This is a genomic window from Variovorax sp. EBFNA2 (genome assembly GCF_033802765.1).
Classification (GTDB): Bacteria; Pseudomonadota; Gammaproteobacteria; order Burkholderiales; family Burkholderiaceae_C; genus Variovorax; species Variovorax paradoxus_H.
In genome coordinates, this window is record NZ_CP138496.1 from 2,729,962 (window position 1) to 2,742,467 (window position 12,506).

Annotated in this window: 11 protein-coding genes; 6 read left to right on the top strand and 5 right to left on the bottom strand. The window is 73.2% G+C overall.

All coding sequences use genetic code 11. The features are described from left to right. Positions 1–18: 18 nt before the first annotated feature. The 5 genes from RZE79_RS12735 (at position 19) to RZE79_RS12755 (ending at position 8,244) form a co-directional block, all read left to right on the top strand. Entirely contained in the window at positions 19–405 is a 387-nt protein-coding gene (locus RZE79_RS12735) for a histidine kinase dimerization/phospho-acceptor domain-containing protein (protein ID WP_153284678.1), read from the top strand. A 92-nt stretch (positions 406–497) separates the two neighbouring features. Beyond that, a complete protein-coding gene (locus RZE79_RS12740) occupies positions 498–1,952 on the top strand; it encodes a sigma-54 dependent transcriptional regulator (RefSeq protein ID WP_319360696.1) in 1,455 nt (484 codons plus the stop codon). 43 nt (positions 1,953–1,995) lie between these two features. Continuing rightward, the gene (locus RZE79_RS12745; protein ID WP_319360697.1) at positions 1,996–6,666 is read left to right on the top strand and encodes a CheR family methyltransferase; all 4,671 of its coding nucleotides are present in this window, start codon (positions 1,996–1,998) and stop codon (positions 6,664–6,666) included. 69 nt (positions 6,667–6,735) lie between these two features. Further along, complete coding sequence (locus tag RZE79_RS12750) at positions 6,736–7,767, top strand: chemotaxis protein CheB (RefSeq protein ID WP_319360698.1); 1,032 nt, start codon at positions 6,736–6,738, stop codon at positions 7,765–7,767. Between the two features lie 57 nt (positions 7,768–7,824). Beyond that, complete coding sequence (locus RZE79_RS12755) at positions 7,825–8,244, top strand: TraR/DksA family transcriptional regulator (RefSeq protein WP_319360699.1); 420 nt, start codon at positions 7,825–7,827, stop codon at positions 8,242–8,244. Between the two features lie 33 nt (positions 8,245–8,277). Here the strand turns inward: RZE79_RS12755 and RZE79_RS12760 are convergent, their stop codons facing one another. Continuing rightward, the gene (locus RZE79_RS12760) at positions 8,278–8,970 is read right to left on the bottom strand and encodes a hypothetical protein (RefSeq protein WP_319360700.1); all 693 of its coding nucleotides are present in this window, start codon (positions 8,968–8,970) and stop codon (positions 8,278–8,280) included. A 120-nt stretch (positions 8,971–9,090) separates the two neighbouring features. Here RZE79_RS12760 and RZE79_RS12765 point away from each other — a divergent pair, with 120 nt between their 5' ends. Further along, positions 9,091–9,327, top strand: a complete 237-nt coding sequence (locus tag RZE79_RS12765) for a hypothetical protein (protein WP_153284673.1) — start codon at positions 9,091–9,093, stop codon at positions 9,325–9,327. Here RZE79_RS12765 and RZE79_RS12770 read toward each other — a convergent pair whose 3' ends face one another. The 4 genes from RZE79_RS12770 to RZE79_RS12785 form a co-directional block, all read right to left on the bottom strand. Continuing rightward, positions 9,328–10,116, bottom strand: a complete 789-nt coding sequence (locus RZE79_RS12770; RefSeq protein ID WP_319360701.1) for an OBAP family protein — start codon at positions 10,114–10,116, stop codon at positions 9,328–9,330. Positions 10,117–10,126: 10 nt separating this feature from the next. Further along, entirely contained in the window at positions 10,127–10,999 is an 873-nt protein-coding gene (locus RZE79_RS12775) for an SDR family oxidoreductase (RefSeq protein ID WP_319360702.1), read from the bottom strand. Between the two features lie 64 nt (positions 11,000–11,063). Further along, entirely contained in the window at positions 11,064–11,300 is a 237-nt protein-coding gene (locus RZE79_RS12780) for a hypothetical protein (protein WP_319360703.1), read from the bottom strand. Then, complete coding sequence (locus RZE79_RS12785; protein ID WP_319360704.1) at positions 11,297–12,349, bottom strand: SDR family oxidoreductase; 1,053 nt, start codon at positions 12,347–12,349, stop codon at positions 11,297–11,299. Before RZE79_RS12785 ends, RZE79_RS12780 begins: the two co-directional genes overlap by 4 nt. Positions 12,350–12,506 lie beyond the last annotated feature (157 nt).

A 12,506-nucleotide genomic window follows, 5' to 3' on the forward strand; every position in this document is an offset into this window, starting at 1 on the left:
TGGCAGACACTCGGCGGCATGGAGAACATTCCTCGAACCCGCCGGCACCGTGCCGCCGCCAGGCCGTGGACGGCGGGCGTGCTCGCAGGCGCCTTCGCGGGCATCGTCGGCGTGGCGCTGGGCGCCGGGCTGCGGCGCCAGGGCGGGGCGGCGCGTGCACCGCGGGCCGAGCAGCAGCTGGCCGAACTGCGCGCGCGGGCGGCCCGCCAGGCGCAGGCGGCACGCCAGCTCGACCACGACCTGCGCGCGCCGGTCGGCGCGATGGCCGTGGCACTGGACCTCATGCGCACCACCGACGACCCGGCCCTGCGGCAGGAGGCGATGCAGGTGCTGGGCCGCCAGATCGCGCGTATGAATACGCTGACACAGCAAGTGCATGAATTCTCACGCGAGTTCAACGGCTGAACCGTCGGCCGCCGTCACCCGCAAACGCAACCATACGAAACACCAGGGAGCCTCAAAGGCGCGGGTCCACGCGCCCCCGTTCGGGAGCCGTTTTGGCGCATGCATTGATCGTCGAAGACGACGAAGATTCCGCCCGCATGATGGCCGCCCTTGTCGCGCGCGAGGGCCATTCGGTGATGTGCGGGCATTCGATGGCCGCGGCCCGGCGCCTCATGGCGATGCAGCGGCCCGACCTGCTGCTGCTCGACCTGCACCTGCCTGACGGCGACGGCCTGGCGCTGCTCGACGAGCGCAACGAAGCGCTCAACGACACCGTGCTGGTGCTCATGACCGGCCAGGCCAGCCTGGAGACCTCGATCCGCGGCATGCGGCTGGGCGCGGCCGACTACCTGGTCAAGCCCATCAACCCGCAGCACCTGAAGGGCCTGCTGTCGCGCCTCATCGCGCCGTCGCAGCTGCGCGCCGAGTTCGACGAGGTCGAGGAGCAGTGGCGCGAGACCGGCCGCTTCGGTCCGCTCATCGGGCGTTCGCAGGAAATGCAGCGCGTGTACCGGCAGATCTCGCGCGTGGCGCGCACCGCCGTCACCGTGTTCATCCACGGCGAGAGCGGCACGGGCAAGGAACTGGTGGCGCGCGCGGTGCACGACATGAGCCGCCGGCGCGACCAGCCGTTTCTGGCCGTGAACTGCGGCGCGCTGTCGCCGCACCTGATCGAAAGCGAGATCTTCGGCCACGAGCGCGGCAGCTTCACCGGCGCCGAGCGCCAGCACCAGGGCTTCTTCGAGCGCGCGCACGGCGGCACGCTGTTCCTGGACGAGGTGACCGAGATGCCGCCGCAGCTGCAGGTGAAACTGCTGCGCGTGCTCGAAACCGGCACCTTCATGCGCGTGGGCTCCGCGCAGGTGCAGCAGACCGACGTGCGCGTGATCGCGGCCACCAACCGCGACGCCGCCGCCGCGGTGGCCGATGGCCGCATGCGCGAAGACCTGCTCTACCGCCTCAACGTGTTCCCGATCGGCCTGCCGCCGCTGCGCGAGCGCGGCGACGACGTGGCGCTCATCACGCACCATGTCCTGCAGGAGATGGCGCGCCAGGAAGGCGGGGGCGCCAAGCACCTCAGCGCCGGCGCGCTGGCGCGGCTCGCGGCGTGGCACTGGCCAGGCAACGTGCGCGAACTGCGCAACGTGCTGCAGCGCGCCTGGGTGATGGCCAGCGGCGCCGGGATCGACGAGGAATGGCTGCCCCTGCACGCGCCCGCGCATGAACCTGCGGTGCGCGCGGCCGCCGCGCCGGCGGGCGGCGGCAACCCGGTGGCCGCCGTGGTTTCCACGGCCCTGACGTCCCTCGGACTCGACCGCCCGCTGTCGCCGTCCGGGCCGGGGAGCGGCCAGCTCGTGGTCGAGATCGGGTCGCCGCTGGCCGACGTGGAGCGCCAGCTCATCCTGGCCACCTACGCGCGCTGCGGCGGCCACAGGGAACGCACCGCCGCGCTGCTGGGCATCAGCATGAAGACCCTCTACAACCGGCTCAAGGAATACCAGCAGTAGCCGTCGCGGCGTTGCGCCTGCGGGCCTCACACAAGGGATGGCATTGAACGATTCCACGCCCGACAGGGCCGAAGAAGAAACGGCCGGCCAGCTCGACGACGCGGTGCCGTCGTTCGGCTACGGCCTGCTGCCCGTGGTCGGGCTGGGCGGCGCGGCGGGCAGCGTCGAGGCGCTGTGCGCGTTCCTCGAGGGCGTGGCGCCGGACGCGGGCCTGGCCTTCGTCGCCGTGCTGAACCTGCCCGAAACGGGCAACACCGGCGAGATCGGCGAGGCCGGCGGGGATGCGCTCGCCGGGCTCCTGCAGCGGCTGCGCGCGTCGTCGCCGCTGCCGGTGGTGCCGGTCGATGCGCCGCTGCGCCTGGCGCCCGACACCGTGCACCTGCTGCCGCCCGGCAGGTCGCCCCACATGCGCGGCAACCTGATCGAGCCGGCGCCCGCACCGCCGGCCCGCGCGCGGCACCTGCCGGTCGACCTGTTCTTTCGCACGCTGGCCGATTCGCACGGCCCGCATGCGACGGCGGTGGTGCTGTCCGGCGCGGACGGCGACGGGGCGCTGGGCATCAAGCGCATGAAGGAGCGCGGCGGGCTGACCATCGCGCAGGACCCGCGCGAGTCGGCCGAGGCCGGCATGGCGAACGCGGCCGTCGCGACCGGCATGGTCGACTGGGTGCTGCCGGTGCGCGAGATGGGCGCGCGCATCGGCGCCTACCACCGCATCGAGCGCCAGCTGCGCCTGCCACCCGAGCAGCTGCCCGCGCCGCCCGACGCCGGCGAGGCCGCCTTTGGCGAGGTGCTGGCCTTCGTGCGCAACCGCACGGGCCGCGACTTCGGCGACTACAAGCGCGCCACCGTGCTGCGGCGCATCGGCCGGCGCATGCAGGTGAACGGCGTGGGCGACCTGCCGGCCTATCTCGATTGCCTGCGCACCCGGCCGGGCGAGGCCGGTGCGCTGCTGCACGACATGCTGGTCAGCGTGACCAACTTCTTCCGCGACGCCGACAGCTTCGACGCGCTGGCCGCGCGGGTGCCCGAGCTCTTTCGCCACAAGGGCCCGAACGACACGCTGCGCGTGTGGGTCGTGGCCTGCGCCACCGGCGAAGAGGCCTACTCGGTCGCCATGCTGCTCAGCGAGCATGCGCGCACGCTGGAGCACCCGCCGGCCTTCCAGGTCTTCGCGACCGACCTGGACGAGGACGCCGTGCGCACCGCGCGCGACGGCATCTACCCGCTGGCGGCCGAGGCCGACCTGGGCGAAGAGCGCATGCGGCGGTTCTTCGTGCGCGAGCCGCGCGGCCTGCGCGTGCGCCGCGAACTGCGCGAGCGGGTGCTGTTCGCCGTGCACGACGTGCTGCGCGACGCGCCGTTCTCGCGCATCGACCTGGCGACCTGCCGCAACCTGCTCATCTACCTGAACCGCGACGCGCAGGCGCGCGTGCTCCAGACGCTGCACTTCGCGATGCAGCCGGGCGCGCCGCTGTTCCTGGGCGCCTCCGAAGCGGCGGACGGGCGCGGCGGCCTGTTCGCGCTGGTCGACAAGGCGCACCGCCTCTACGTGCGGCGCCAGGCGCGCACGGGCGAGCCCGCCGCGCCCCGGCCCCCGGGCGCGCCGGCGGGCCCCCGTACGCCCGGGGGGCAGCGCGCGCCGACCGTGATCCCGCGCGTGGCGATCGCGGCGCCGGTGCCGCCGGCCACGTCGCTGCCCGCGCCGCGCGGCGGGCGGACCATGACCTGGGCCGAAATGCACCTGCAGCTCATCGACCTGCTGGCGCCGCCGTCGATCCTGGTGGACGCCGACCACGGGATGCTGCACATCTCTCCCGCCGCCACCCCGTACCTGTACTTCGGCGGCGGCGAACCCTCGCGCAACGTGCTGCGCGCCATCGTGCCCGCGCTGAAGGCCGAACTGCAGACGGCGCTGCACCATGCCCAGGCGCGGGGCGAGCCGGTGGAGATCGCGCCGGTGCGCGTGCGCGTGGCCGGCGGCGAGCGCTCGGTGGCGATCGGCGCGCGGCCGGTGGAGGCGTTCGGCGGCTGCTTCCTGGTGCTGTTGCGCCGCGAGGAGGGCGCCCGCGCCCCCGGCCAGGCGCAGGGCCCCGCGAGCGGCGACGCCTTCACCGTGCTGCCGCGCCTGCAGCCCGAGCCGGTCGCGCGGCACCTGGAGCGCGAGGTCGAGCGCCTGAAGGCGCGCCTGGACCAGACGGTGGAGCAGTACGAGGTCTCGACCGAGGAACTCAAGGCGAGCAACGAAGAGCTGCACGCCATGAACGAGGAACTGCATGCGGCCGCCGAAGAGCTCGACACCAGCCGCGAAGAATTGCAGTCGATCAACGAGGAGCTGGTCACCGTCAACCAGGAGCTGAAGAACAAGGTCGACGACCTGGGCCATGCCAACAGCGACATCCTGAACCTGATGGATGCGACCGCGATCGCCACCGTGTTCCTGGACCGCGAGCTGCGCGTGATGCGCTTCCCGCCGAGCGCGGCAGCAATTTTCAAGCTGATCGCGGGCGACATGGGGCGTCCGCTGTCGGACCTCGTCACCGGGCTGGACTACCCCGAACTCACGGACGATGCGCGCGGCGTGCTGCGCACGCTGCAGCCGTCCGAGCGCGAGGTGGGCGATGCGCAGGGCCGCTGGTACCTGGCGCGCGCACGGCCCTATCGCACCGTCGAGGACGCGATCGCGGGCGTGGTGCTGACGCTGGTCGACATCACCGAGCGCAAGGCCGCGCAGGAGTCGCTGCGCCAGTCGCAGGCGCGCTTCAGCGCCATCGTCAACCAGGCCTCGGTGGGCGTGGCGCAGCTGCGGCTGGACGGCGAGATCACGTTCGCCAACAGCTGCTACGGCGCGCTCGTGGGCGGCGAGGGGGGCGAGGGCGACGAACTCGTCGGCCGGCATGTGCTCGAGTTCGTGCACCCGGCCGACCTGGCGGACGCGCAGCAGCTGTTCGGCCAGCTGGCCACGCGCGGCCGGCCGTTCCAGGCCGAGAACCGGGTCGTGCGCAAGGACGGCGCGGTCATCTGGCTGCACACCAGCGTGACGGTGCTCACCGACGGCGGCGGGCGGCCCGACTCGGCGCTCATCGTGTGCACCGACGTGAGCGAACGCAAGGCGGCCGAAGCGGCGCTGCGCGAGAGCCAGGAGCGCATGCGCCTGATGCTGGAGAACGCGGTCGACTACGCGATCTTCTCGGTCGACCTGGCGCGCCGCGTGACCAGCTGGAACGCCGGCGCCGAGCGCCTGCTGGGCTACAGCGAGCAGGAGATCCTCGGCCGCCCGGCCGATGTGATCTTCACCGAGGAAGACCGCGCCGCCCAGGCGCCCGCCGAGGAGGCGCGCATCGCGCTGGCCGAGGGCCGCGCGGCCGACGACCGGCTGCACCAGCGCAAGGACGGCTCGCGCTTCTGGGCCAGCGGCGCGCTCATGCGCATGCACGGCGGCGACGGCGCGGTGATCGGGCTCGTGAAGGTGCTGCGCGACCAGAGCGAGCAGCGCGCCGCGCAGCAGGAGCTGGAAGAGGGCCGCGCCGAACTGCTCTCGGCGCTGCGCGCCAACGAGGCCGCGCGCCGCGCGCTGGAAACGGCCGACGCCGCCAAGGACCGCTTCCTGGCCGTGCTCTCGCACGAACTGCGCAACCCGCTGGCCTCCATCAGCGGCGCGGCCGAGCTGCTGGCGCCCGAGCTGCTGCCCACGCAGGACCAGGTGCGCGCCGCGCGCGTGATCCGCCGGCAGGCCGCGGTCATGAAGGTCATGCTCGGCGAACTGCTCGACGTGGCCAGCCTGCGCCAGGGACGGCTCGCGCTGAAGCCCGAGCGCATCACGGCGCAGGCCATCGCGGATGCGGCGCTGGAGACGGCCAGGCCGCTCATCGAACAGGGCCGCCACGTGCTCGAGCTGCACATCGCCGAGGAAGAGATCGTGCTCGACGCCGACCCGACGCGGCTCACCCAGGTGCTGTCGAACCTGCTGTCGAACGCCGCCAAGTACACGCCCACGGGCGGGCGCATCCGGCTCGCGGTGTACGCCGACGCGCGCAACGCGGTGTTCGAGGTGGCCGACGACGGCATCGGCATGGACCCCGACACCATCCAGACCATGTTCGAGATGTTCGTGCAGAGCGAGCGCGCGCACGAGCGCGCCGCGGGCGGCCTGGGCGTGGGGCTGGCGCTGGTGCGCAACCTCGTCGAACTGCACGGCGGCACGGTCACGGGCGAGAGCGAGGGCCTCGGCCGGGGCAGCCGCTTCACGGTGCGCATCCCCGCGGCCCGGGCGACGGCGGACGCGGCGCCGCACGCACCCGCCGGCGATGGCGCGGCGCCCGGGCGGGTGCGGCGGCTGCTGCTGGCCGACGACAACGTCGACGCGCTCTGGGGCATGGGACAGATGCTGTCGAAGGCGGGCTTCAGCGTGGAGACCGTGCACAACGGCATCGATGCGCTGCGCGCGGCGCAGGCGCTGCACCCCGATGCGGCGGTGCTCGACATCGGCATGCCCGGACTGGACGGCCACGAGGTGGCGCGCCGCATCCGCGCCGAACCCTGGGGCCGCGACATGGTGCTCATCGCGGCCACCGGCTGGGGCCAGGCGGCCGACCGGGCGGCGGCGCTCGCGGCGGGCTTCGACGCGCATGTGGCCAAGCCCGTCACGGCATCCGACCTGCAGCGGCTGCTGCACGAGCGCGAAGCCGCGCGGCGCGCGCCACCGAGCGGCTGAACGACCGGACCGCCCCTGCGCGCAGGCATGCGGCTTGCCCCACAACCCCTACCGACTTTGCGTCCGGCCATGACCTCATCTGCCCATCCCCTTCACCCGCCCGGCCGCGCCGTCTTCATCGGCGCGTCCTCGGGCGGCGTGTACGCCATGCTCGAACTCGCCGCGGCGCTGCCGGCGAATTTTCCGGTGCCGATCTTTCTGGTGCAGCACATCGGCGCGCACCGCAGCCAGCTCGCGCAGCTGCTCAGCGCCCGGGGTCCGAACCCCGCCGTGCAGGCGCGCGACGGCGATCTGCCGGCCGCCGGCACCCTCCACGTGGCGCCGCCCGATCACCACATGCTGCTCGAAGGCGGCGTGATCCGCGTGATCCGCGGACCGAAGGAACACCATGCACGCCCCGCCATCGACCCCCTGTTCCGTTCCGCCGCGCTCGAGATGGGCGCGCGTGCCATCGGCGTGGTGCTCACGGGCCTGCTCGACGACGGCAGCGCCGGCCTGCGCGCCATCAAGGACTGCGGCGGCACGGCCGTGGTGCAGGACCCGGCCGATGCCTTCGAGCCCGGCATGCCGCGCGCCGCGCTGTCGGTGGTGCGGGCCGACCACGTGGTGCCGCTGTCGGAGATGGCGGGCGTTCTGCTGGCGGCCGCCCGTGCGGAAGCCGGCGCGAGCGGCCATCGGCACGGCCACGCCCCGTCGCCCGCGCTGCGCCGCGAGCACGCCGCGGGCCGTGAGGGGAACGCCATGGAAAGCCTGAAAGAGATCGCGACGCCCTCGGCCTTCAGCTGCCCCGACTGCGGCGGCGTGCTGTTCGAGCTGGACGACCAGCGGCCGGTGCGCTACCGCTGCCACACCGGCCATGCCTTCAGCCTGCGCAGCCTGGCCGCGACGCAGGAGCAGGTGACCGACGCCGCGCTGTGGACCGGCCTGCGCGCGCTGCAGGAAAAGGAAGCCATCCTGCGGCGCCTGGCCGAGACGCAGCGTGCGAGCGAGCCCGAGGCGGCCGCCGGCTGCGACCGCGAGGCCGACGAGCTTGCCGCGGTGGGCCTGGCCATGCGCAGCCTGACGATGAAGGCGCCGAGCCCGGCGAGCTTCGAGGCGTGAGGAGTCCGCGCCGTCACGCCCGACGTCCAGTTCAAGACAAGGCCCGAGGAAGCGACCATGACCCTGCCCCCGACCACCGACGCCGAACGCCAGCACTGGCGTGACGCGCTCGACGCGCGCGAGGCGGCGCTCGCGTCGCAGTTGCGCACCGTGGCTGCCGAGTTGCCGGACGCGCGCCGCAGCGACGCCACCGAACTGACGCGCGCCCCCGCATGCGACCGCGTCGACATCGCCGGGGAGCGGCTGCACCACGGCCTGCGCTATGCCGAGGCCGAGCGCGACATGGCCGAGCTGCGCGAGATCGAGGCGGCCCGCGCGCGCCTGGACAGCGGGGCGTTCGGCCGCTGCATCGAATGCGGCGCGGAGATTCCGCACGCGCGGCTGCAGGCGCAGCCCGCGGCCGCGCGCTGCATCGCGTGCCAGGCACGGCACGAACAGGCGCATCCGGCGCAGGTGCGGCTGCCGCCCGACCTCTGATGAACGCCCGATCTGCGGCGAGCGCGCCGCACCTCAGTCGGAAGGGATCGCGGCGCGCAGCAGCGTCAGCTCGAAGGAGCGCGCGAGCACCGCGTCGAAACCCGCGGCGTTGCTGGTAGGCGGCAGGCCCCGCGTAGCCGCCGAATCCTCGATGGCGATCAATCGCCCGTCGAAACCGGCGCCGCGCGCCAGTCGGGCCAGCGAACGCGCTTCGCCGGCCGAGGTGCGCAGGTCGATCACCGCCAGGTCCGGCTGCTCGCGCAGCAGCGTTTCGTAGCCGGCGATGGTGCTCACCGCCAGGTCGAGGCGGTAGCCGGCATGCGACAGCAGGCCTGCGAGGCGCGCCAGCAGGTGCATGTCGTCCGAGACCACGAGCGCGCGCTCGCTCTGCGCGGTGCCCTGCAGCGCGTGGGTCGTGAGTTCGCCCAGCCGCTCGGCGAGTTCGCGCGCCTGGCGCGCGACCACCACGCCGGCCTTGTGCAGCACGGGCTCCGGCGAGTCGGCGCGTTCGAGCACTTCGGTGGCGGCGGAGATGGCGGCGAGGGCGTTGCGCGCGTCGTGCACGCAGCGGTCGAGGCGGGGAGCGGGAAGGCGCAGGGACGAGGTCGGGTTCATGGCAGGCGGATCGGCGGACATGGCGCCAAGCACCTGCACGCGGTGTGCCTGCTGTGCGCCCTTCGTGTGCCGCTCGTGCGCCTTCTGCAGGCCCTGGGGCCTGCGCTGCATATTCGGCGCTCGTGCACCGGTCTTGCTGCAATTTTTTCCGGCGCGGACAAAGTTGACCGGTGCCGTGCAGCCCGGACGACACGCGGCGCGCGGGCACGCCGATTGCCCTGCTTCCTGCCCATGAATCAAGCGCCTGTGCATGTGTATCTTGGCGAGGGATGGGCCTGCCAGATCGAAGTGCAATTCAAACCAAATGGCACCTGCGACGGGCGCGCGGAGGTGTCGTGCAACGGCCTGCGCCGCTGCGTGCTGGTGGCGCTGAACCTCGAGGCCTCGGACGACGCCATCGAGCACCTGACCCACCGTGCGCAGGCCTACATGGCCGACGCCGCGTGTCCGCAGGACGACGAGGGGTGATCAGCGCGGCGCCGAGGCGGGCGCCGGTGTCGGTGCATGCGCCTGAGGCGCCGCCGTCGGATCGGCGAGCTGCAGCGCCTTGCCCTGCTGCCAGGCGTCGGCGCCGGGCACGATCGCGGGCGCGGCGATGTCCTCGCGCGCGCGGCGCTTGTCGGCGCTGCGCACCTCGAAGCGGCGGTCGCGCGCGTCCACCAGGGCGGGGTTCGCCTGGCCGTCGGCCGTGAACCCCATCATGAGCTGCGGCGTGCCCAGCGGCAGTTCCTTCTGCTGGTCGGTGTGCCAGGTGTGAAAGGTCTTGCCGTAGGTACCCACCAGCTTCTTCATGAGCGCATGCTCGGCCGCATCGGGAATGCCCGGCGCGATGAGCTGGCCCGACTTGACCTCGTGCACGTGGCTGTGCCACAGCGCCTTCTCGGCGTCGGGCAGCGTGCGGAACAGGCGCTCGCTCACGATGTACTCCACGCCCATGAGCTTGGCCGACTTCTGGTTGCCGTCGAAGATCACGCACTGGATCACCTCGTCGTTGAGCAGGGCGCAATAGTGATGCGCCTCCATCTGCGCGTCGATGCGGCCGCTGTAGAAATGAAAGCCGTCGAGGTAGGCATTGAGTGCGTCCAGGGGCGGCTTGTCCTGCAGCATGGCGGCGCCGGTTTCGAGCACGGCGGTGCCGGGGCGCTTGTCGGCGCCCGGCGCCTGCACCTTCGAGGGGCTCGGGTGCTCCCCGCATGCCGCGAGCGCGGCCGCGAGCACCAGCCACGCGGCGCGCGCCAGGGGGTGGTGCGCGTGCATGTCGCCGCGCTCAGAGGAAGGGCACGCCGCCCGTCACCGGGATGGTCGCGCCCGAGATGTAGCTGGCCTGGTCGCTGGCCAGCAGCACGTACACCGCCTGCAGTTCCGCCGGCTGGCCGGGGCGCTGCATCGGCGTCTGCTTGCCGAACTCCTTGACCTTCTCGGGCGGCAGCGTGGAGGGAATGAGCGGCGTCCAGAACGGCCCCGGGGCCACGCAGTTCACGCGGATGCCCTTCTCGGCGAGCAGCTGCGCCATGCCGCCCGAGAGGTTCTGGATCGCCCCCTTGGTGGCGGCGTAGGCCACCAGCGTGGCGTTCGGCTTGTCGGCGTTGACCGAGGCGGTGCTGATGATCGATGCGCCCGGTTTCATGCGGGCCGCGGCGGCCTTGCTGAGAAAAAAGTTGGCATACACGTTGGTGCGGAAGGTGCGGTCGAGCTCCTCGGCCGAGATCTCGTCGAGCGACTTGTGGCTCATCTGGAAGGCCGCGTTGTTGACGAGCACGTCGAGCCGGCCGAAGGCATCGAAGGCCTGGTCGACGAGCTTGCGGCAATGCGCTTCCTCGCAGATGTCGCCGGGCGCGGCCACGCAGCGGCGGCCCGCGCGCTCGATCCATTCGCGCGTGACCCGCGCGTCGTCTTCTTCCTCGGGCAGGTAGGAGATGAGCACGTCGGCGCCTTCGCGCGCAAAGGCGATCGCCACCGCGCGGCCGATGCCGCTGTCGCCGCCGGTGATGAGCGCGGCCTTGCCCTGGAGCTTGCCGCTGCCCACGTACGACTGCTCGCCGAAATCGGGCGGCGGCGACATCTTCGATTCGAGGCCCGGCGGCTGCTGGCCGGGTGTGGAAAAGGGCGGCTGCGCGCCGGCTTGGCGAGGGTCTGTCATGGCGGGTCCTGTGGTCGATCGGTGAAAAGAAAAAAGGCGGAGCGAAACGGCCGCTGCCGCCCGCTCAGGCGCCGGCGTCGTTCTCGCGCGGGGTGCCGCGTGCGGCACGCCGCTTCAGCGCGTCGGGGCTGTCGGCCTCGGGAGACGGGGCATCGCGCCCGGTGGCGTCGCGCATCGCCCGGCGCAGGCCCTGCGCATCGCGGGGGGCGACGGCGGGTTCTTCGCCGTTCACCGCGTCGGGCGGCTGCACGCGCTGGCCGCCGCGGGCGGGGTCGGTGGGCGGGGTGTCGGTTGGCTTCATCGTGTGCTCCTTGCGTGTCTGAGGACGTAGCCCGTGGCCGCCACGGCCCCGAGCGCGCCGAGGCCGAGCCACAGCGCGCGCGCGGGCCCGGCCCTCTTGCGAAAACCCCCGTCGATGGCGCAGCCGCGCGAGGGCTCGAACAGGTTGCCGTCGCTGCGTTCGGCGGGCGGGGCGCGGCGCATGGCGGCGCTGCCCACGCGTCCGAGCAGGCGCGCCATCAGGTTCGGCGCGAGTGCGTGCATCAGGATGCCGGGGCGTGCCGGCGCGCCGATGTAGGTGCGTGCGCGCGGCCGCGTGGCCAGCCCGACCAGCGCGGCGGCCACGCGGCGCGGGTCCACCACCGGCGGCGGCGGCCCCACGCGGTGTCCGCTGTAGTTCGCGCCGTGCGACATGCCGGGCGAGTCGACGAAGGTCGGGAACACCTCGCAGAGGTGGATGCCGGGGCAGTCCGCCAGCTCCGCGCGCAGCGATTCGGAGAACCCGCGGATGCCGAACTTGCTCGCCGTGTAGGCGGTGGCGTAGGGCGTGCCCACCCATCCGCCCAGCGAGATCATGTGGACCAGCGTGCCGCGCCCGCGCGCGCGAAAGTGCGGCACGACGGCGTGCGCGCCGTGCATGTGGCCCAGCAGGTTGGCTTCGACCACGCGGCGGTGCGAGGCCAGCGGCGTGTCCTCGAAGCGGCCGACGGCGCCGACGCCCACGTTGTTGATCCACATGTCCACGTGACCGAAGTGGGTGATGGCCGCCTGCGCGAGCGCCGACACGGCCCCGGGATCGGTCACGTCGGTCGGCACCACGAGCACGCGCGCGCCGGCCCGCTCGCAATCGGCGGCCACCGTCTGCAGCGCCTCGCGGTTGCGCGCGGCCAGCACGAGCGAGGCGCCCTGCGAGGCAAAGGCCAGGGCCGTGGCGCGGCCGATGCCGCTGGAGGCACCGGTGAGCACCACCACCTGGCGCAGCAGGTGCGGCGTGGCGTCGGCGGGGCCCTCGGGCGATGGCGATGCCTGTGAGGTGGGCGGGGTGGGATGGGCGGCGGACAAGGGGGACACGGGCGGCTCCTGCGGGCGGTCGATCGTCGATCGGGGGCCTTCGACCTTTGGGCGATTCCTGCGCCGCGTGCGCGCGTGGCTTGCGCGTCCGGGCGTCGGACAAAACCCACGGCGCGCGCTGGCGGTGCGCGGGGCGCCGGCGCGGGGCTGCGAGGCA

Bases quoted from the DNA above. Each gene is read 5' to 3' on its own strand.
- RZE79_RS12770 (WP_319360701.1), bottom strand. From the start codon at position 10,116: ATGCACGCGCACCACCCCCTGGCGCGCGCCGCGTGGCTGGTGCTCGCG.
- RZE79_RS12755 (WP_319360699.1), top strand. From the start codon at position 7,825: ATGACCCTGCCCCCGACCACCGACGCCGAACGCCAGCACTGGCGTGAC.
- RZE79_RS12780 (WP_319360703.1), bottom strand. From the start codon at position 11,300: ATGAAGCCAACCGACACCCCGCCCACCGACCCCGCCCGCGGCGGCCAG.
- RZE79_RS12760 (WP_319360700.1), bottom strand. From the start codon at position 8,970: ATGCAGCGCAGGCCCCAGGGCCTGCAGAAGGCGCACGAGCGGCACACG.
- RZE79_RS12750 (WP_319360698.1), top strand. From the start codon at position 6,736: ATGACCTCATCTGCCCATCCCCTTCACCCGCCCGGCCGCGCCGTCTTC.
- RZE79_RS12775 (WP_319360702.1), bottom strand. From the start codon at position 10,999: ATGACAGACCCTCGCCAAGCCGGCGCGCAGCCGCCCTTTTCCACACCC.
- RZE79_RS12765 (WP_153284673.1), top strand. From the start codon at position 9,091: ATGAATCAAGCGCCTGTGCATGTGTATCTTGGCGAGGGATGGGCCTGC.
- RZE79_RS12735 (WP_153284678.1), top strand. From the start codon at position 19: ATGGAGAACATTCCTCGAACCCGCCGGCACCGTGCCGCCGCCAGGCCG.